This is a genomic window from Providencia sp. PROV156 (assembly GCF_028480905.1).
GTDB classification, from domain to species: Bacteria; Pseudomonadota; Gammaproteobacteria; order Enterobacterales; family Enterobacteriaceae; genus Providencia; species Providencia hangzhouensis.
The window spans coordinates 54,591-74,794 of sequence record NZ_JAMPPE010000004.1 but is presented as its reverse complement, the minus strand read 5'-3'; the positions used below and the strand labels follow the sequence as shown (position 1 = coordinate 74,794).

General features: G+C 38.0%; 17 protein-coding genes. 5 read left to right on the top strand and 12 right to left on the bottom strand.

Annotated elements, in window-relative coordinates:
* Positions 1-24 precede the first annotated feature (24 nt).
* The gene (locus PSF31_RS03930) at positions 25-1,647 is read left to right on the top strand and encodes an NAD+ synthase (protein WP_004264936.1); all 1,623 of its coding nucleotides are present in this window, start codon (positions 25-27) and stop codon (positions 1,645-1,647) included.
* Between the two features lie 12 nt (positions 1,648-1,659).
* Complete coding sequence (gene glnB / locus PSF31_RS03925; protein WP_004912721.1) at positions 1,660-1,998, top strand: nitrogen regulatory protein P-II; 339 nt, start codon at positions 1,660-1,662, stop codon at positions 1,996-1,998.
* A gap of 187 nt (positions 1,999-2,185) precedes the next feature.
* Here the strand turns inward: glnB and hmpA are convergent, their stop codons facing one another.
* The gene (gene hmpA, locus PSF31_RS03920) at positions 2,186-3,385 is read right to left on the bottom strand and encodes an NO-inducible flavohemoprotein (RefSeq protein ID WP_096863442.1); all 1,200 of its coding nucleotides are present in this window, start codon (positions 3,383-3,385) and stop codon (positions 2,186-2,188) included.
* A 460-nt stretch (positions 3,386-3,845) separates the two neighbouring features.
* Between hmpA and glyA the strand changes: the two genes are divergently transcribed.
* Together glyA and PSF31_RS03910 are read left to right on the top strand one after the other, a co-directional pair.
* The gene (gene glyA, locus PSF31_RS03915) at positions 3,846-5,099 is read left to right on the top strand and encodes a serine hydroxymethyltransferase (protein WP_004264933.1); all 1,254 of its coding nucleotides are present in this window, start codon (positions 3,846-3,848) and stop codon (positions 5,097-5,099) included.
* 81 nt (positions 5,100-5,180) lie between these two features.
* Positions 5,181-6,332: a 3-phenylpropionate MFS transporter gene (locus tag PSF31_RS03910; protein ID WP_096863443.1), complete on the top strand. Its 1,152-nt coding sequence runs from the start codon at positions 5,181-5,183 to the stop codon at positions 6,330-6,332.
* Positions 6,333-6,370: 38 nt separating this feature from the next.
* Here PSF31_RS03910 and PSF31_RS03905 read toward each other — a convergent pair whose 3' ends face one another.
* The 10 genes from PSF31_RS03905 to PSF31_RS03860 form a co-directional block, all read right to left on the bottom strand.
* A complete protein-coding gene (locus PSF31_RS03905) occupies positions 6,371-7,075 on the bottom strand; it encodes a fimbrial biogenesis chaperone (protein ID WP_096863444.1) in 705 nt (234 codons plus the stop codon).
* Between the two features lie 13 nt (positions 7,076-7,088).
* The gene (locus tag PSF31_RS03900; protein ID WP_197739763.1) at positions 7,089-8,171 is read right to left on the bottom strand and encodes a fimbrial protein; all 1,083 of its coding nucleotides are present in this window, start codon (positions 8,169-8,171) and stop codon (positions 7,089-7,091) included.
* Positions 8,172-8,179: 8 nt separating this feature from the next.
* Positions 8,180-10,684 (bottom strand): fimbria/pilus outer membrane usher protein, encoded by a 2,505-nt coding sequence (locus PSF31_RS03895; protein ID WP_164561151.1) that lies wholly within the window; start codon positions 10,682-10,684, stop codon positions 8,180-8,182.
* Positions 10,685-10,698: 14 nt separating this feature from the next.
* Positions 10,699-11,388, bottom strand: a complete 690-nt coding sequence (locus PSF31_RS03890; RefSeq protein ID WP_164561150.1) for a fimbrial biogenesis chaperone — start codon at positions 11,386-11,388, stop codon at positions 10,699-10,701.
* Between the two features lie 49 nt (positions 11,389-11,437).
* Complete coding sequence (locus tag PSF31_RS03885; protein ID WP_096863445.1) at positions 11,438-12,028, bottom strand: fimbrial protein; 591 nt, start codon at positions 12,026-12,028, stop codon at positions 11,438-11,440.
* Between the two features lie 418 nt (positions 12,029-12,446).
* A complete protein-coding gene (locus PSF31_RS03880) occupies positions 12,447-13,724 on the bottom strand; it encodes a TRAP transporter large permease (RefSeq protein WP_004264925.1) in 1,278 nt (425 codons plus the stop codon).
* Positions 13,715-14,194, bottom strand: coding sequence for a TRAP transporter small permease (locus PSF31_RS03875; protein WP_004264924.1), 480 nt, complete (start codon positions 14,192-14,194; stop codon positions 13,715-13,717). The genes PSF31_RS03880 and PSF31_RS03875 overlap by 10 nt, the downstream gene beginning before the upstream one ends.
* 77 nt (positions 14,195-14,271) lie before the next feature.
* A complete protein-coding gene (locus PSF31_RS03870; RefSeq protein WP_004264923.1) occupies positions 14,272-15,276 on the bottom strand; it encodes a C4-dicarboxylate TRAP transporter substrate-binding protein in 1,005 nt (334 codons plus the stop codon).
* Positions 15,277-15,326: 50 nt separating this feature from the next.
* Entirely contained in the window at positions 15,327-16,772 is a 1,446-nt protein-coding gene (locus PSF31_RS03865; protein WP_036958996.1) for a tagaturonate reductase, read from the bottom strand.
* Positions 16,773-17,136: 364 nt separating this feature from the next.
* Positions 17,137-18,042, bottom strand: a complete 906-nt coding sequence (locus PSF31_RS03860; protein ID WP_004264921.1) for a GntR family transcriptional regulator — start codon at positions 18,040-18,042, stop codon at positions 17,137-17,139.
* Between the two features lie 144 nt (positions 18,043-18,186).
* Between PSF31_RS03860 and PSF31_RS03855 the strand changes: the two genes are divergently transcribed.
* Positions 18,187-19,203, top strand: a complete 1,017-nt coding sequence (locus tag PSF31_RS03855; RefSeq protein WP_164561149.1) for a zinc-binding alcohol dehydrogenase family protein — start codon at positions 18,187-18,189, stop codon at positions 19,201-19,203.
* Positions 19,204-19,289: 86 nt separating this feature from the next.
* On the opposite strand, the gene suhB is transcribed toward PSF31_RS03855, so the two are convergent.
* The gene (gene suhB, locus PSF31_RS03850) at positions 19,290-20,093 is read right to left on the bottom strand and encodes an inositol-1-monophosphatase (RefSeq protein ID WP_004264919.1); all 804 of its coding nucleotides are present in this window, start codon (positions 20,091-20,093) and stop codon (positions 19,290-19,292) included.
* Positions 20,094-20,204: the final 111 nt, after the last annotated feature.

Genomic DNA, 20,204 nt, shown 5'->3' with positions numbered 1-20,204 from the left:
ACGCTCCGGGAGAAAAAACACCTTATGAGCCGTAAGCTTAATATTTCACTAGCACAACTTAATTGGTTAGTCGGTGACATCGAAGGCAACTGCGATCGCATGTTGCAAGTTGTGAGTGAACAAGCACCAAACACAGATATTGTCATGTTTTCAGAGCTGTCTTTGACAGGGTACCCACCAGAGGATTTAATTTTCCGAGCTGATTTTGAGGACCGCTGTTTAGTACAACTCGACCGTTTGCAAAAAGCCAGCCAAGAAACGGCAATTATTGTTGGTCATCCATGGTATGAAGGGGATGATATCTATAATGCATTGTCTTTTTTCTATCAAGGCAAATTGCATGCACGTTATTTTAAACAAGAATTACCAAATTACGGCGTGTTTGATGAGCCTCGTTATTTCACCGCAGATGAAAAAACCTGTGTTGTTGAATTTAAAGGTTATCAGCTCGGCTTATTGATTTGCGAAGATATTTGGTATGACGAACCGGTTGATGCAGTAAAAGGAGCTGGCGCTGAAATATTACTGACAATCAATGCATCTCCTTATGATATTAATAAAGAACATATTCGAACTGATTTATTAGTCGATCATTGTAAACGCACTCATATGCCAATTGTGTATCTCAATCAAGTTGGCGGGCAAGACGAATTGGTGTTTGATGGTGGCTCAAAAATCATTGCAAACAAAGGCAAGCAAACCTTTAAATTGGAAGAATTTAAAGAGCAGGTTATCACAGTGCAATTTGATGAACTTGCATTGGTGAGCGAAGGTAGCGTATTTATTGAGAATGACCCTGTGGCGCAGGTATACCAAGCTTTAGTCATGTCTACTCGCGATTACATCAATAAAAATGGTTTTAATGGGGCTATTTTAGGGCTATCAGGCGGGATTGATTCAGGGTTAACAGTGGCTATTGCCGTTGATGCAATAGGGAAAGAGCACGTGCAAGCGGTCATGATGCCATTCCGCTATACTTCTGAGATGAGTATCCACGACGCTAAAGAACAAGCTGATTTGCTTGGTGTTGAATTCGATATCGTATCTATCGAACCGATGTTTGATGCTTTTATGGCACAGTTAACGCCTATGTTTGAAGGAACCGCGGTTGATACAACTGAGGAAAACTTACAAGCGCGTTGCCGAGCCGTTATTTTAATGGCGATGTCAAATAAACGTCGTCGCTTAGTTTTGACTACCAGTAATAAAAGTGAGTCAGCGGTTGGCTACTCGACATTGTATGGTGATATGGCGGGTGGTTTTGACGTGTTAAAAGATGTGCCTAAAACCCTTGTCTTTGAGTTGGCTAAATACCGTAATACTATCTCTCCAGCAATCCCACAACGTGTGATTGATAGGCCGCCATCAGCAGAACTTGCGCCAGGGCAATTAGATCAAGACAGTTTGCCACCTTATGATGTGTTAGATGCATTATTAGAAGGCTATGTGGAAAAAGACTTGTCAGTTAATGACCTAATCAAACTTGGTTTTGATAAAGACGTGGTACGCAAAGTTGTGCGCCTTGTTGATATTAATGAATATAAACGTCGTCAGGCGCCTGTTGGGCCACGTATTACGATGCGCAATTTTGGCAAAGACCGCCGTTATCCGATCACCTCAGGTTTTGGCCGTAAAAACTGGTCATAACAGGAATTATTTATGAAAAAAATTGATGCAATTATAAAGCCATTCAAACTTGATGATGTTCGTGAAGCGCTGGCAGAAGTGGGTATTACTGGAATGACAGTGACTGAAGTGAAAGGTTTTGGACGTCAAAAAGGGCATACTGAACTTTACCGTGGCGCAGAGTATATGGTTGATTTTTTACCTAAGGTAAAAATTGAAATTGTAGTACCTGATGACATCGTTGAAAACTGCGTCGAAACCATTATGCAAACTGCACAAACTGGCAAAATTGGTGATGGAAAGATCTTTGTTTATGATGTCGCTCGAGTGATCCGTATTCGAACCGGTGAGCAAGACGAAGAAGCAATTTAATAAATTAAGTTTGTATGAAAATGCGGTAACGGAAAATACACAGGAATGGGATTAAAATTGTGTATTTATTATGCGATCCCGTTACCGCTAAATTAGAAAACTACGAATATTTAACTAGTTAACCCATTTTCTTCAGTTAATATGTTTCATAGAATGCTCTTCTAAACAGAAGAGCATTTTTTGTGAATTAATTGAGGGGTAATACCTTGTGTGGTCCAAAACATTCATAGTGAATAGCACTGGTATCGACACCCATTGCAATTAGCTGCTTACCTACGTGCTGCATAAACCCAACAGGGCCACAGAAATAGAATTGCATATTCGGTTGCTCAATCCATTCACGTACCAATTCTAAATTCATTAAACCTTCATATTGGTAATCAAACCCGAGACGATCTTCCTCTCTTGGTTGATTAAACCAAATCGTGGATTGGCTGGTTTGCTGTTTTACTAATAGTTGTTGAATTTCGTGCCTAAAGGTATGAACGGCACCATTTTCAGCGGCATGGAACCAATTAACTTGTGCGTTGTGACCTTGTTCTGTTAGATGATTTAACATGCTCAGCATTGGAGTTAAACCAACGCCAGCAGAGATCAAGGTAACAGGTGTCTGACCATCAACATCAATAAAGAAATCACCACATGGAGGGGCGAGCAGTACACTATCACCTTCATTTAATTGTTGATGTAAGAAATTAGAAACGGAGCCTTGTTCTTCACGTTTTACCGCAATACGGTAGCTACGGCCATTAGGTGCAGTGGTCAGAGAGTATTGGCGGATTTCTTGGTTTTCAAATCCCTGGTTGTTGACATAAATAGTGATATATTGGCCTGGGCGGTAATCAGCGACAGGTTGCCCATCGACAGGAACAAATTCAAAACTTGTAATCACATCACTTTGTGGTTGTTTTTGCGCTAATTTAAACTCACGTAAGCCTTCCCAACCCCCATTTTTATCCGCATTTTCTTGGTAAATTGCAGCTTCTCTACCAATAAAAATATCGGCTAAAACACCGTAAGCTCTTCCCCATGCATCAAGAACCTCTTGGCCTGGGTTGAGGAGTTCATCAATAGCCGCGAGTAAGTTTTCCCCGACGATTGGATAGTGCTCAGGTTTAATATTTAAGCTTACATGTTTTTGGGCGATTTTTTCGACAGCTGAAATAAGAGCTTCAGGAGTTTCAATATGCACAGCATATGCGCAGATAGCGTTGAAAAGGGCTTCTCGTTGGTCCCCATTCACTTGGTGAGTCATGTTAAAAATATCTTTTAATTCAGGATGCTGTTTAAACATCCGATCATAAAAATGCGCGGTCAGTTTTGGCCCTGTTTCAGCAATGGCAGGAATGGTTGATTTAACAATGGCAATGGTTTGGCTATCTAGCATACAGGTGCTCCTGAATTATTTTCATGTTCTCATTATAGTTATGGCAAAGGGCAAATTTTTGCGATCTAAAAATATTCCTTTGTAGATTAGTTAGATAAATTTATTTCATCTCAGCTAATCCCTATTTTTGCGAACGATGAAGGTGATTTATAAAGATGCATTTTAAATACAACTTATAATATTTACGTGTTTATGTAAAGACTCAAATCGGAAAAATAGGGTGGATTTAGGCACATAATGAGAAGGGAATAGCAAATCTGGATGTTTGTCCGTTAAAAATTAAAATTTGAGCTATTTTATAATGAAGCCTTCAGAAGCAAATGAAGTGAAAAAAATTAATGCAATCGTTTGCGTATATTTTTTCTTTAGGGCTATCTCAAGAGAGAAAAAGAGTTTACACTGTGTGTCATTGCGATGAATCGATTTTCAACCTATTGAATTGCTGAGGCAGGAGAAGCGAATGTTAAAGCGTGAAATGAATATTGCTGACTACGATCCGAAATTATGGGAAGCAATGGAGCAAGAAGTACAACGTCAAGAAGAACACATTGAATTAATTGCTTCTGAAAACTATACCAGTCCACGAGTCATGCAGGCTCAAGGTTCTCAGCTAACCAATAAATATGCAGAAGGCTACCCAGGCAAACGCTACTATGGCGGTTGTGAGTATGTTGACGTGGTAGAGCAATTAGCGATTGACCGTGCGAAAGAACTATTTGGTGCTGACTATGCGAACGTGCAGCCGCACTCAGGTTCGCAAGCTAACGCTGCAGTTTACATGGCGTTACTACAGCCAGGTGATACCGTTCTGGGAATGAACCTAGCACATGGTGGTCACTTAACTCACGGTTCACCGGTTAACTTCTCAGGTAAACTGTACAACATCGTGCCTTACGGTATTGATGAAAGCGGTAAAATTGACTACGACGATATCAAAGCGCAAGCGGAAAAACACAAACCAAAAATGATTATCGGTGGTTTCTCTGCGTACTCAGGTGTCGTTGATTGGGCTAAAATGCGTGAAATCGCAGATGGTATTGGCGCTTACCTGTTTGTTGATATGGCTCACGTTGCAGGTTTGATTGCTGCGGGTGTTTATCCAAACCCAGTTCCTCATGCACACGTTGTGACAACAACAACGCATAAAACTTTAGCGGGTCCACGTGGTGGGTTAATTTTAGCTAAAGGTGGTGACGAAGAGTTGTACAAAAAAATCAACTCAGCGGTATTCCCTGGATCTCAAGGTGGCCCTTTAATGCATGTTATTGCAGGTAAAGCGGTTGCTCTGAAAGAAGCGATGGAACCTGAATTCAAAGTTTATCAACAGCAAGTTGCTAAGAATGCGAAGGCAATGGTCGATGTTTTCCAAAAACGTGGCTACAAAGTGGTATCTGGCGGAACTGAAAACCACTTATTCTTAGTTGATTTGGTTGATAAAGACATTACAGGTAAAGATGCAGATGCTGCACTTGGCCGTGCGAATATCACTGTTAACAAAAACAGTGTACCGAACGACCCTAAGAGCCCATTTGTAACGTCTGGTGTACGTATTGGTTCTCCTGCGATTACGCGTCGTGGCTTCAAAGAAGCAGAAGCGGGTGAGCTAGCTGGCTGGATGTGTGATATTCTAGACAACCTCAATGACGAAGCGACCATTGAGAGCGTGAAGCAAAAAGTATTAGCAATTTGCAAAAAATACCCAGTTTACGCATAACATAACGTATTATTAATTACTGAAACCCGCTTCTACATGTATGTATGAGCGGGTTTTTTGCATTGAAAAAACGGAGGAGTGATGGTCATTCCATCAACGCGTTGGCTAGCTATTGATTATTTTACCTACTTTTTTGCCTACAGTATTTTCTTGCCATTTTGGTCAGTTTGGTTACAAGGTGAGGGAATTGATGCAGAAATGATTGGTGTTTTGTTAGGGGTAGGGCTAGCAGCCCGTTTCCTTGGTGCGATGTTTATTACTCCTTTAGTTAAAGAGCCCTCGAAACTTATTACTGCTCTACGCTTACTCGCAGGGCTTTCACTTATTTTTTCTGTCGGTTTTGCTCTGGGTTCTCACTGGGCATGGCTGTTGTTTGTAATGATTGGATTTAACTTATTTTTTGCACCAATGGTTCCACTGGGTGATTCACTGGCGGGGACATGGCAAAAACAATTTACCTTTGACTACGGCAAAATTCGCGTTTGGGGTTCGATAGCTTTTATTATTGGTTCCTCACTGATGGGGTATTTAGCCGGTGTTTGGGGAAATAAAGCCATCATGGTGGCCTTGATAGTAAGCTGTCTAGCATTATTACTTGGCGCAATGCTGAAACCAGCAATCATGCCAATGGGGGTAGCGAAAGCGGATGGTGGTAATAAGGTTACGTTTAAACAATTGATTGCGGATAAAAACGTCGTTAGGTTTCTTATCTGTGTTACGTTACTGCAAGGGGCTCATGCGGCTTATTATGGTTTTGCTTCCCTATTTTGGAAAGAAGCCGGCTATTCAGATTTAGTTATCGGTAATTTATGGTCGCTCGGTGTGGTTGCTGAAGTCATTGTATTTATGTTAAGCCACCGTTTATTTAGGCGTTGGAGCGCTCGAAATTTACTGTTGTTATCTGCCTTCTGTGGAATTATTCGTTGGGGCTTGATGGGAGCGTTTACTGCATTACCGGTATTAATCGTGGTACAAATTCTTCACAGTGGTACTTTTACAATTTGCCACCTAGCCGCAATGCGCTTTATTAGTGCAAGAAAAGAAAATGAAATTATCCCATTACAAGGTGTTTACTCCGCACTCGCAACTGGCGGCGGGTTAGCCGTACTGACTATTATTGTCGGATACATTTATGAGCGAGTGCCTGCTCATCATGGTGTGGTATTTTACTTAATGGCTCTTCTCGCTATCCCTGCCGTGTTTATCCGCCCTAAAGTGGTGGCTCAATCTTAATATTCACCTGCCAAGTTATAGAAGCGGTTAAGCCTATTTTATAGCTTGGTTTGGTATTGAATTTGTTTTCCAGTATCGTCAATATAAATCATTGTTATATTTTCTCCGTGATTAATATCAGCGGTTGAAAAGTAAGTTTGTGATGAAAATGGCTCTACCATCGAGCTTTTTGCAATAGAACGACTTTTATTATTAGCTAGATAGATATTGGCAATATTTAAAAAATAAGGGGTCGGGTTGTTGACGACAATACCTTCTTTAGCTAAATGGAATTGGATGTTTTTGATGACATTGTTTGGCTTTTCTGTGAGGTTTGTAGGGCGATAAAAAACTTTAATTCGTGTTTGAATGGCAAACTGTAGCATATTGGCACTATTTATTTGTTTTGGTTTTGGCGCAATGTCTAATACATTTAAATAAAATACAGACTCTTTATTCGTAGGGAGTTTGTCACCAATAAAACGTATTTGTAATTGAACTCCGTCATTTGCTGCGATTTTAGTGACGGGGGGCGTTACAATAAATGGTGCGTTCGTCGTTTCTGGTGTCGAGTCCGGATTACCTTCATCCACCCAGCTTTGAGTTAATGTGGCTTGTTCACTGTAATTAGTAAGTTGAATTCCGACGGATTTTTTATCACTAGGAAAAATAATTCGTGTTCCTTGCAAAACAAGACTTGCACTTGTTTGGAAGCTAAAAAATAGTAATGTAGCGAACCCTGTAATTTTAATGAATTCCACCATGGTATTTTCCTTGTTAATTATATGACATCACAACTGTTGCCGTACTTGAGACTTGCCCTTGAGTGACACTATTGGTGTTGTATGCATGGTAATAAGCTCCTAAATTTACTGAAAAAGAAGGGGAGATTGGATTTCCCTTTAGGACAGTAAAAATATTTGTCGCTCCATTTTTAGCTGCCACGCTATCTGAAAGCACTAACGGTGTATTGAGATTACTTGCACTAACTAATCGGAAGCCAACGCCTTTAGCGCCTTGGCTAATGGTATTATTCAATGTTGCTTTATCATTTGAGAGCAAATTGCTACTGGATAAAAAAATAGATACATCACGAGAAGCATTACCGCCTGCTAAAAAGTCTTGGCAAGTAAAATTAAGTGTGAATGGCGTATAGCCCGCTCTGGTTGCAGTTTTCACTGCATTGATGCTTACTGGGGGTAGCGAAACGACTAAACCTTGGTTAACAAAATTACAGGTAGTGAGGATTGGATTATAAGTTAAGGTAATTGGTTGTAAGTAGATATCATCAGCACTAGTTGGCCATTGCAGCGTTAACAGAAAAGTGACTAATTTAGATACAATATCTAATAGCCACTGTAAAATTCCCAAGCTGGATGCATCAGAGGCGAGTACGATAGGGGTAACTGTGGCGGTACTTCCTGATACTTCGACATAGTTGGTTCCGGGTTTAGTCGCAAGCAAATTAAATTGAACGGTAAAATTTGTATCGAGTTCACTACCTTGATGTACACCTTCCGTAAGGCCGATAACCCTATCTTTTTCTAATGCAGTGACTGTAATTGAGACAAACTGCTTTCCACCATTAAAACCAATAGTGGCGGTTCTACCTTGGAAAGGAGATGCGATACCAATAGAGTTAGGAAAAAGTATCCCTCTTGCAGTACAGGTAAAAGTTCCAGGGTAGATGGTTCTACTATTTTTACTAACTTGAGTCGATGTACTGGTGAGCTCTGTCGATAAATCAAAAGCAAGAGCGGGAGCCGTCACGGTAGAAGTTTGTCTACAATGTGCTGAGGAAAACTGGCTGTAAGCCAATATACTGGAAAACATCAGTGCTAAAGTGATTTTTTTCATCATATTTTCCTTTATCGACAGAGGTTTTTGTTCTTATCCATCGTGTTGAGTAGCGGCTCAATAACACATGTCTGTTTCCCTTTAAGCTTTATGTGTAATGCCATCGGTAATTGCTCACTTTTGATATACATCACGCCAGATTGGCCGACATAACCAATACTCTGTTGTTTAGCATCTGTGATTTCTGTTCCAAAAGGTAAGCTATCGCCATTAGCAAGAGCGCCACGGATGATATAAGTTTGTCGAGTATCGGTCTCGAGTTTGATGTAATTTACCGCCCCTTGATATGGACTTACATTTGCCATATTACCGAGCACCTCAGCGCCTGCGGTTTTCTCTGTATCTGTCAAGGTATAGGTATTGGTTCTATAGGGTGTGGAGTTAGCGACTAAAACAACACCTTGTTGATTAGTTAAAGTGGTTTTATCGGCATTGACCATCATGTCACTGGCCATTGGAGCATCAATGATGGTGTAGGTCTGTCCTGTTTCCCCTGAAAAAACAATATGTCCAGGAATAGCAACCAGAGTTCCTTTGGCGCCTAAACCCGTTTGGCGGTAATTATTGGCCTCTGTGTAAGATCCTGAAAGCGTGCTAGAGGGAAGCTGATAGCTGACGTTCCCACCAACTAAGTTATTACCACCGCTTTGGTTCGTTGCAGTTAGCGTATAATTGACTTGGTCATTTTTACCTGCAATACCACTGACACTCAGCGTAGTTTGTTGATAACGAGAGTCGGTGAAATAGCTTCCCATACTAATATTGGCGCGTTTTTCAAATAAAGAAAAAGGAACACTAAAGTTGGCATAAATACGAGTTTCTTCTTCGCTGTCGTAATTGCGAACACGTGAAACAGACACACTATAGGAAATATCGTTATAATTGTTTGCATAACCGGCTTGATATTCACGGCTATTACCGTTTGCATTCCAATAATCACGGTGTGTACCCGATATGAATACCGAACCATAACCATCAGCTAATTGTTGGTTTAAATTCAACGTAAATGTGTTTTTAGCACGTGAACCACGTAAAGCGTCATAATTAGTGAGTGAAAGCTCAGGTGGAATATTATTGCCGAGTTTTTCTGATAACTGGTCTTGATAAGCTTTCCAAGCGCGATAATTATCTTGGGAATAAATGGCATCAATAAAGCTATAGTAACCACTAGTGGAATAACGATATGACGCTAAGGTTAAATTGGTCGATGTTGCATTAATATATTTGTTATAAGTCAGGCGGTAGCTTTGCCCACTGTGATTTCCTGAATCCAATTTAGTATTTGCTTGCGTAATGTCAGCTGAAATGGCCCCAAAACTAAAATTCCAACCACTCCCTATAACGCCAGAATAGTATTTTTCGCTAAATAGCATTCCTGCATAAAGCGTCACTAAATTATTTAACCCATAGTGAAACTCACCTTGAGTAAATTTGGGTTGATAATGGGTATTGTCGATTTTAGTTTGCCCAGCAATAAGGCTGTAATTATAAACGCCCTGTTTGAGCATGTCAGGTACAGCAGAATAGGGCACAGTAAAGGTTTCTTGCCTTCCATCAGCTTCTTGGACAACGACGAATAAGTCACCTCCACCAGCACTAGGCTGCAGGTCATTAAATGCAAACTCACCAGGGGGAACGCTTTCTTGATAAACCAGATTATTATTTTGGTACACGCTGACTAAGGCATTTGTTTGAGCGACACCGCGTATAATAGGTACAAAATTTTGACTTGAATTTGGCAACATACTAGCTTCTGTTGCCAATGCAATCCCTCGAACTCGAATACTATTAAATAGGGCTGCGGGTGTATAAAAATCACCTAATTTCAACCCGGATTTGATTGCACTAAGAGGACGATAAATATAACGGGTATTGTTTTTCCATTTTTGGCTACTATGAGAGCTATGTCGATAGCTGGATTCATCTCTAAATTGCCAAGCGCCTAAATTAACGCCTGAATTTAAGGTAGCAAAAAAATTGTCACTGCTAGTTTTAGAGTTTTTTTTCTCTTTGTAACTATAATAATTTGTATTATAAGAAAAAATAATTGCAGGTTCGCCATAATTCCAGAGACTGGGGTCAACATAGTTAGCTTCGAGTTGTTTCAGAGCGACTTGAGGGACGGTAATATCGAGTCGTAGGTCGTTGATATTGAATTTATATTTTATATTGGCCACTAAATCATCAATAGGAATAAATGGCTGTTGTTTGGTTTGTTCAATCACCTCAGAAGATAAATTCAGGTTTAATTTCTGCACATCATCAGCAGCAAGGCTAATCAGTTTACCATCATTATTGATATCAATTTCAAATTGGCCTTTCCAACTATTATTTACATAAAGCTCGGCTAATTGTTTACCTGATGGAATTTTACTGTCGGTATAGAATCGTGAAATATCTCCTTGTGCAGATTTGCCTACCAATAGGGAAGTCTCAAACTCGTCCGCTATTGAGTTCTTTTGATAACTTTGTAGTCCTATTAAGATTAGGAGGTAGAGATAGTTTTCTTTTTTCACGATGATTTCTTCTATTAAAGTTTAATGTTTTTAGATTTGAAAACACCATAGTCATCCACATACATTAAAATAAGATCGTGGCTTTTCATTGTTCCTTTAATAGGTAATTCTTTTTCAGACATAGGGGCAATCATCGCAGAATCAATTAATGAATTATTTTTATCGTCCAATGGTGTGATAGCTGCAATAGTTAAATGGTATTGCGAGTTATTTTTAACTAATATGTTATTATTTTTAATCTGGTAGCTCGCATGATTAATGACTTCATCGGAGGATTCGGTTAGACCAATAGGACGATAAAAAATTTTAATTCGTGAGCGTGTGGCTAGCTGAATTGCATTTTTGCCTTTAGCAGATTCTGGAGTTTTAGGAATATCTAAAACATTTAAGAAAAATACACTTTCAACATTGTCAGAAAGTTTTCCGGGTATTTTTTTTATTTTTAATTGCTGACCTTGTAAACCTTCAATTTTAACAATAGGAGGGGACAAATAAAAAGGTGCTTCAGAATTCTCAGGTGTGGAATTTTCATCACCGTTATCAATCCATGACTGAACAAGAGACGATGTTTTGCTATTATTGGTTAATTGTACAGTAATACTATCAGCGTCAGCAGGATATATAACTCGAGTGCCTGTAATAATAACATTAGAAAATGTTGAGCTCGAAAATAAAATAGTGAGTAATAAAACTAGAGTTTTCATAATAGTATCCATTTAAAGCCAGGCTAATAAAAGCCTGGCTAAGTCATAATTATAAATAGGAAACTGTATATATTACATTTGATTGCAAAAGACCGACTTTGGCAGCAGTTGCATTAGTTTTATAATAACTGGCTATTAAATTGAGTGTAGCTCCTGTCGCGCCACCAGTGTCAGCCCCTGTAAGGTTAGTATCAAAGGCCACATTGAGTGGAATTGCGGTTGTTGGAGTGCTGGTTTTAGATAAACTAAATCCAACATTTTTAGCAACGGAAGCATCATTTTCATTGACGGAAGTATTCACTAAATACAAACCGGAAGGGGAAATATTACTTGATGAATAAAAGTGTAATTTCAGATTACTTACAGGCGTGCTCGCAGGTGCACAATCAGAGAAAGTTAAAGAAAATTGTTTTTGATTTTTAGAAATAACCGTCGCGGCAGTGGTCCCTGCATCTGTTACGGTTATTGGGTCAAGAACAACAGTCATATCGGCACTATTTCCGCCATTAATAGTACAAGTTGTATCGCTTATTGCTCCAGAAATTGAAATAATTCCTCCAGCACTGTTAGTTATTGCAAATGCTGAACTTGATATAACAGATAACGAAAGTAAAGACAGAGGTAGTATATATCTAGACATAATTAACCCCATAAGGTCAAAGTAAAATAAAGTGATAAAACTTTGATTAACAGCTGAATGTAAATTAGCTGTGTTATTTTATGCTAGATATAAAATATATTTTTTTCAAATTAAAAATCAAAAAAATATTTAATGAGATTAATGTCTTTTTTATATATATGAATTTAATGTGATATTGTTTTTCTAATTACTTTATGCTTACTTGTAATAAGTGTAACTTTTGATGGTTGGTAGTTTATCTTTTTGAGTATTTCTTGTTGTGCATGTTATTGTGACAAGGATAAAGATCAATTAACTTAACAATAAACAAAAGTAATATTAATTTGTGAAATTAAATAAAATTTAATTTATAAAAAATTAATTGATAATAAAATGGCAAGTCATAGTTAATGACTTGCCATTGAGATATAATTTTATCTTATAAGCTAGGTAGGAAAGTCGTAAATACAGGCATAAAAGTGACTAAGAGTAATACGATAATTAATGCAAAGAACAGTGGCATGACCTCACGAATAAAGTCTGAAATACGTACACCAGTAATCGATGTGGCAACAAACATTACCGTTCCCATAGGGGGTGTTAAACATCCGATAGCTAAATTAAGGATCATGACAATGCCAAAATGGATAGGGTCAATTCCTAAAAGTTTTACTGTAGGCATTAATAATGGAACAAGAACAATAATTGCTGCATTACCTTCAATAAACATACCTAGAATTAAAAGCACCGCATTGACAATCATTAAGAAGACATATGGATTATCAGAGAAACTGGTCATCATTTTGGCAACATCTTGTGCCACTTGCTCGTTCGTCAATACCCATGCTAATGCAGAACAAGTCATAATAATGAGCATGATGCTTGCTGTTGAACGAGCTGTTTCTAAAAATGAGGCCGCAATGTCTTTTAACTTCATTTCACGATAAAAAAAGGTACCAATTACAATAACGTAAAGTACAGCAATAGCACCAGCTTCTGTCGGTGTAAAAATACCAAAGCGAATTCCGCCAATAATAACGAGGACTAAGAGGAAAGCTGACATTGCTCCTTTACCTGTTTGGTAAACTTCAGCAAATGTAGGCGCTTTGTCTCTAGCAGGTTTGTATCCACGTTTTTTGGCAATAAGATAAATTGTAACCATTAAAGCAACGCAGCACATTAAACCAGGAATGATTGCAGCCATAAACATCTTACCAATAGAGACATCGGCAACAAATCCATAGATGATTAATGCAATACCTGGTGGAATTATAGGTGTTATTAATGATCCTGCAGCAGTGACAGCGGCAGAGAAGCTTTTCCCATAACCTAATTTGGTCATTTCGGGTACTAACATTTTAGATAACATGGCACAGTCAGCAAGGTTAGATGCAGAGAGCCCGCCCATCATTGTACTTAATAATACGTTAGATTGGGCAAGTCCCCCTGGGTAGTGCCCAGACAGTGTGCCAGTAAATTTTAACATTCGGCTAGTGATACCCGTGTAATTCAAAAGGTTACCTAACAGAATGAAAAAAGGAATAGCAAGTAACGTGACATTTTCTCCTGCACCAATAATGCGCTGAACTGCAATAAGAGGAGATATATCACCAGCAGAAAAGAAATAAGTGAGTAATGCAATTAGCACACTTAAAAAAATGGGAACATTAATTAAAAAGCAGAATATTAATACAATACAGGCGATAATTACTGACATGGTTTATCTCCTTTTATTAATTTACTCATGTCTTCCAGTAAATGTTGGATAGAAAATAACACCATGATGGATGCGCCAATGGGAACAGAAAGGTCGATATAGTAATAAGAAACACCAATAATTGGTGTTATTTTATCTTCTGCGATAATCGAGAGTTCATATCCAAGATACCCAAAAATTGATAAAGCAATAATGGCCATAATATGCGTAATGACCGCGATAGCTAATTGTACTTTTTCAGGAAATAAAGAGGTAATAGCATCAATACTGACGTGCATTCTTTTACCCGCAGCGGATGCTGCTCCAATCATAACCAACCATATGTAGCAAATAATTAAAACTTCCTCACTCCACATTAAAGGGTCATTAAGAAGCCAACGCATGAATACAGCAAGAATGGTAATAATGACGATAGCAGCAACAGCAAGCGAAGCCACTATATCACTTAATTTCCCCAGAAATTTAAACATAAAAGATCCTTGCGAGAATAATAGTCAACCATTTGTATTGTAAAAATTTTGGCGGTGTTAACCGCCAAGTAATAGGGTTAATTATTAATAATATCTTGAGTTTGTTGATATAAATTCGCAGACCATTCAGGGAATTCATTATAGAAAGGCTTAGATTTTTCTTTGAAGAGCGCTCTGTCTACTTCAACAACAGTAACACCTTCACTTTTCATTTTCTCAATGATCTCTTTCTCTTGCTGTAAGACTAAATCTGTTAAGAATTGCCCAGCTTCATTTCCTGATTCAACTAAAGCCTGCTGAATATTTTCAGGTAATTTAGCGTAGGTTTTGCTGCCCATGACTAAGTTGGTTACGTTTTCTACATGGCCAGTTAGAATTAAGAATTTGGCAGCTTCATGGTGTTTTTGCCCATATAGCACTGGAATTGGGTTTTCTGCACCATCAATAATTTTGAGATTAAGTGCAGTATAAACTTCAGCTAAAGGTAATGGTGTTGGTGTGGCTCCCATTGCCTCTAAACCTTTAATTTGAATTTTATTGTTGGGGACGCGAATTTTTAAACCTTTTAGGTCATCTGGGGTTTGGATCATTTTATTGGCTAAGATATGACGTGAACCATATAGCCAATCTTTAGAAACCACATGAAGGCCTTTTTTATCTAACTGTTGTTCTAAGGAACCATACCAAGGTGAGGCATTTAATTTAAAAATATCTTTATAAGATAGCCCTAAGTACGGCCCAAACATAATACCGTAATCAGGTACATAATCAGAAAAGAAGGCACCATCTGCTAAGGTAATTAATGGACTACCTAACTTCATTTGTTCGATGACATCTTTTTTAGAACCTAATTGTGAGCTTGGGTAAGGAATTAACTCACCTTCACCATTAGTTTTTTCATTGAATTTCTTTGCCCATTCGTGGATAGCTAAGTCAAAAGGCTCTCCGGGGTTATTTTCATAAGCGACTTTTAGCTTATATTTAGCATCGGCGAATGCGGCACCTGTCATGCTGCCCATTAATAGCATTGTGCTGAGTGTTAAGCTAAGAAATGTTTTTCCGTTTAATGTGCTCAGTTTCATAAAGGTATCTCCTGTAGGGGGATTTATTGTTTTAAGTATTTAGTTTTTTTCTAACCAATGTATTTTTTGCGTAGCATTATTTCTGTGCCACTATTCAGAATATCTGTGATTTTTTGGCTCACATCATCTTGTAATTGTGGTATTTCGTTGAGGTTTAATCCCCATAAATCAGACATTGCTAGCACATTTTCAGTCAGTTGTTTTACATTTGAGTCATAGAGCTCATTCCAAGCTTTAAAGCGTTCGAGTAAATAATCATCATCATTTAAAGGAATGAGTTGTTCACCCTGTTTTCCTCGATAGAAAACAATAAGTGCAGCAAGTGAAAATGAAATGCAATAAGGAATTTTATTGTATTGCTTAACATAAGAGATTAATTGAGGTAATAAACGAGTTTTAAATTTAGTTAGCGAGTTTAGAGAAATTGAAAGTAACTCATGCTCTATATATGGGTTATTAAAACGGTCAATTACTGCGGAGGCAAAAGCCATAAGCTCCGAAGGGCTTTGAGATAAAACAGGAATAACCTCATTATCAATTAAATCTTTGATGAAAGATAAAAAGATTGGGTTGGTAGTGACATCACGAACAGTTCGAATCCCTGCTAAATAAGCAACGGGAACCATCGCAGTGTGTGCACCATTTAAGATTGCAACTTTACGTTCTTTGTAGGGTTTTATGTCATCTACTACTTTGATATTTAATGGCAATTCATTTAACTTTAGCTTCTGCTCTAGTATTTTTGGCCCTTGAATAACAAATAAATAGAAATATTCAGCAGTGACGAGAAAATCGTCTTTATAACCTAATTCTTTTTCCAGTTTTTCAATTTCATTTTTCGGGTAGCCAGTAACAATTCTATCGACTAACGTAGAACAAAACGTATTACTGCTATTTAGCCAAGCGATAAAATCCGTGGGAAGTTGCCAGTCTTGTGCATGTTGATTTACAAACTCTTGTAACTTATCGCCATTATAGTCAATTAACTCACAGGGGATGATGAACAACCCTTTGCTACTATCGCCATTAAAATGTTGAAAGCGGTGAAATAAAAATTGAGTAAGCTTCGCAGGGAAACTACTTGCTGGTGTATCTTCTAAGCGTACGTCGTGTTTATATACGATCCCTGCTTCCGTAGTATTAGAGAAGATCCATTGTAATTCGGGATTTTCTGCACACTTTAAAAATTTATCATATTCAGAATAGATAAGTATTTCACGGTTAACCGAATTAATAATCCTTATATTAGAAACGCTTTGTTTTTGTTCATTAATTCCCCTGGTGATGGCAGTATAAAGTCCATTTTGTTGATTAATTGAGGGATGAGATGAGTCAATTGGCCTGACAAGCGTAATGCCACTATTGAAATCTGTCTTTTCATTCAGTTGGTCAACCATCCAGTCGATAAAAGCACGTAAAAAATTACCTTCTCCGAATTGCAAAATTCTCTCTGGGTATTGCTTATTAGCCATTGACTGTCTATTTAAGTAATCCATGACCATTCCTCTAGTTATTATGTGTATTAATCATCTGGTGTTGATTCAGACTAGAAGTATTTTTTTCTATGGACTATTAATTGCATCAATTTTGTGGAATGAATGGCTTTTTGATGTTTTTAATGTGTTTTTTATCAGTTAAAAACAGATGAATTATTGATAGATTAAATCTGTTCAATAAATATGTCTTTTAATTAATTGAAATATAGTGATAATTTTATTTTCTATAATTTTTGATAATAATAATTTTATAATTAAGCTGTTTTTTTACTGAAAAATTCAGGTTTTGTTTGATGTGTACCATTATCGACCCAAAGAAATAATTCGTCATTGGCCATCCATTGGCCTTGTAAACTAATGTTATTTATTCATAAGTTTGCTGTATGGAGTTGATCATAGTTCGTTTAGCGGTATCTAAATGATGTCTAAGTTCATTCATCGCGACAATATCATTACGGCTAATTAACGCACTTAAAATGGTCATGTGTTCTTCAATTGCCAGTACATTTCTTTCTTTTAAATCTGATTCATCCCATTGATATTGAAAATGAAATATCACAGTGATGATTTCAAGAGATTGATTAAAAAATGGGTTGTTGGCACCCGATAAAATAAGGCTATGTAGTTCATAATCTAGTTGAGAAAAGTCGCGGTAATTGATAGTAACGGTTTCACGCAGTGTTCTATGTTTGAGTAATAGCTCTTTCGCTAAAATCCAACGATGGTCATCTGGTGGTAAATTTAAAAAATGAGTCAATGCATTGGTTTCTAGTAACTCCCTAAACTCAAAAAGTTTTTCTGCGTATTCACGTGAAAACTTCATCATATGCCAATTTCCTCGGTGGGTGTTTTTAATTAACCCATAACGGGAAAACTCCACTAAGAACTCCCGAACAACACTAGAACTTACATGACTTTTTTTTGCTAATTGTAATTCAGTAAAAGTATCTCCGGGCATCAATTCTTTGCGTTTAATCATTTGATAAAACGCTTTTTCGAATAAGACGATTTGTTGATCAGGGAGACTTGATTCAACAGGAAAGAAATCAGTTTTATTGGGATAGCGAATGACATGATATTCATTCCCTTGTTTTTCAATGATTTTCTTTTCTAATAAATATTCGAGGGTATGTCTCACGGTGGTTCGACTGATATTAAACATCTCTGCTAAAGAAGATTGTGAGGGGAAGGGGGATGTTAATAAATTTTTATGTATGGCATCTAAGAATTCATTAATTGACCCATAGCGTATATTTTTACTCCTCACCATTTAAATACTCCTTGAATCTGATTTTTATTCTTTAAAGACCGATTTAAAACCGATTTAAAAACATTTAATCACAAAATTCGGTTGTTAATTATCTAGTCTATGTTTTTTAAATTAAAAAAGACAGATAAATTGATGGAGGGAAATATGAAACAATTGATTTGCCAAGAACCTAAACAATTAGTCTATCAACAAGTTGTTGAACCTACAGTTCAAACTGGGCACGTAAAAATAAAAATTCATGCGGTTGGTATATGTGGAACTGATATTCATGCATGGGGAGGAAACCAGCCATTTTTTCAATATCCACGCGTATTAGGACATGAAATTTCTGGAACTATTTGTGAGGTTGCATCAGATATCACGCAGTGGAAAGTCGGGCAACGTGTTGCAGTGATGCCTTATGTCGCATGTTACGAATGTGGTGCGTGCAAGGAAGGAAAAACAAATTGTTGCGAAAAAATTTCAGTTATTGGCGTCCACGAAGACGGGGGTTTTTGTGAATATTTAAATGTCCCAGAGAAAAATGTATTAGCGATTGCAGATACAGTCACAGATATTGATGGCGCCTTGATCGAACCATTTTCAATCAGTGCTCATGCCGTCAGGCGTGCGCAGGTTAAAGCGCAAGATACTGTTTTAGTCGTAGGGGCTGGGCCGATAGGGCTTGGCGTTGCTGCAATTGCCAAAGCGGATGGTGCTAACGTATTAGTGGCTGATACCAGTGAGGCACGTCGCCAACATGTTGAAAAGGTCTTAGGCTTAAAAACGTGTGACCCAGCGGCTGAAAATTACTTATCAAGCATTGAAGGCCATTTTTCAGGCATGCTTGCTGAGAAAGTCATTGATGCTACGGGGAATCAACACGCAATGAACACCGCGGTGAATTTAATTCGTCATGGTGGTTTAATTGTATTTGTTGGCCTATTTAAAGGTAATTTATCGTTTCCAGACCCCGATTTCCATAAAAAAGAGACAACAATGATGGGGAGTCGTAATGCAACGCCTGAAGACTTCAATAAAGTTGCAAGATTAATGGCTGAAGGTAAGTTATCTAGTGGGATGATGCTAACACACCAATTTGACTTTGATACCATTGGTGATGTTTATGAAAGTGATGTTATTAATAATCGTGAATTAATTAAAGGTGTTATTTTGTTTTAAACAACAATTTATTTTTAAGTAACAATAAAAACCCACAATAAGAGTGGGTTTTTGTTTGGCGCTAATTTATTTCTAGTCTGAATGAATTAGCGTTTTAATGCTTCCGATAATTCATCTTTCATGACGGACAGTATGTCTCTAACAACACGTGGGCTACCAGCGACTAAGTTACCCGATGCAATATAATTATGGCCGCCAATAAAGTCAGTCATGATACCGCCGGCTTCACGCATGATTAGCTCGCCGCCTAAGAAATCCCATGGTTTTAAGCCGATTTCAAAGAATGCATCAACACGACCAGAGGCAACATAACACAGGTCTAATGCCGCAGAACCCGTACGACGGAAATCAGCGCATTTGTCGAACATTGCGGTCATGATATTCATATATACCGCAGCGTGCTGTTTTTGTTTGAAAGGAAAACCTGTCGCAACGATAGCGCCATCAAGGTCACGTTTTTCATCAATGCGAATACGATAACCGTTAAGCTGAGCGCCTTGTCCACGTACTGCGCTAAATAATTCATTACGCATTGGGTCGTAGACAACAGCAACTTCTGTACGGCCTTTAACGCGTACAGCGATAGAAACAGAAAAATGAGGGAGGCGTTTTGTGAAGTTGGTGGTGCCATCCAGTGGATCGATTACCCATTGAATATCATCATCTTTACCAATTAATTCACCGCTTTCTTCAGTGATAATAGTGTGGTCTGGATATGACTTGCGGATGATTTCAATTATCAGTTGCTCAGATTCTTGGTCAACGTTAGTAACGAAATCGTTAGTGCCTTTCTGAGTGACTTTAATATTGCTAGGCATTTCATAGTTTTTAGCTATGTGATTACCGGCCTTACGTGCTGCACGTATGGCGATGTTAAGCATCGGATGCATGGGCTTTTTCCACTGGAATGTTAAAGAACGAAAAACTTGAGTGCCGAAGTATATAGATGTTCGTCACAATAAGCAATTTTGTGTTAAGCTATTGCGATAATTTTTTTATGA

What these genes read in the sequence shown, in the direction of transcription:
- PSF31_RS03930 (WP_004264936.1), top strand. Translation starts at nt 25, where the DNA reads ATGAGCCGTAAGCTTAATATTTCACTAGCACAACTTAATTGGTTAGTC.
- glnB (WP_004912721.1), top strand. Translation starts at nt 1,660, where the DNA reads ATGAAAAAAATTGATGCAATTATAAAGCCATTCAAACTTGATGATGTT.
- hmpA (WP_096863442.1), bottom strand. Translation starts at nt 3,385, where the DNA reads ATGCTAGATAGCCAAACCATTGCCATTGTTAAATCAACCATTCCTGCC.
- glyA (WP_004264933.1), top strand. Translation starts at nt 3,846, where the DNA reads ATGTTAAAGCGTGAAATGAATATTGCTGACTACGATCCGAAATTATGG.
- PSF31_RS03910 (WP_096863443.1), top strand. Translation starts at nt 5,181, where the DNA reads ATGGTCATTCCATCAACGCGTTGGCTAGCTATTGATTATTTTACCTAC.
- PSF31_RS03905 (WP_096863444.1), bottom strand. Translation starts at nt 7,075, where the DNA reads ATGGTGGAATTCATTAAAATTACAGGGTTCGCTACATTACTATTTTTT.
- PSF31_RS03900 (WP_197739763.1), bottom strand. Translation starts at nt 8,171, where the DNA reads ATGATGAAAAAAATCACTTTAGCACTGATGTTTTCCAGTATATTGGCT.
- PSF31_RS03890 (WP_164561150.1), bottom strand. Translation starts at nt 11,388, where the DNA reads ATGAAAACTCTAGTTTTATTACTCACTATTTTATTTTCGAGCTCAACA.
- PSF31_RS03885 (WP_096863445.1), bottom strand. Translation starts at nt 12,028, where the DNA reads ATGTCTAGATATATACTACCTCTGTCTTTACTTTCGTTATCTGTTATA.
- PSF31_RS03880 (WP_004264925.1), bottom strand. Translation starts at nt 13,724, where the DNA reads ATGTCAGTAATTATCGCCTGTATTGTATTAATATTCTGCTTTTTAATT.
- PSF31_RS03875 (WP_004264924.1), bottom strand. Translation starts at nt 14,194, where the DNA reads ATGTTTAAATTTCTGGGGAAATTAAGTGATATAGTGGCTTCGCTTGCT.
- PSF31_RS03870 (WP_004264923.1), bottom strand. Translation starts at nt 15,276, where the DNA reads ATGAAACTGAGCACATTAAACGGAAAAACATTTCTTAGCTTAACACTC.
- PSF31_RS03865 (WP_036958996.1), bottom strand. Translation starts at nt 16,772, where the DNA reads ATGGATTACTTAAATAGACAGTCAATGGCTAATAAGCAATACCCAGAG.
- PSF31_RS03860 (WP_004264921.1), bottom strand. Translation starts at nt 18,042, where the DNA reads ATGGTGAGGAGTAAAAATATACGCTATGGGTCAATTAATGAATTCTTA.
- PSF31_RS03855 (WP_164561149.1), top strand. Translation starts at nt 18,187, where the DNA reads ATGAAACAATTGATTTGCCAAGAACCTAAACAATTAGTCTATCAACAA.
- suhB (WP_004264919.1), bottom strand. Translation starts at nt 20,093, where the DNA reads ATGCATCCGATGCTTAACATCGCCATACGTGCAGCACGTAAGGCCGGT.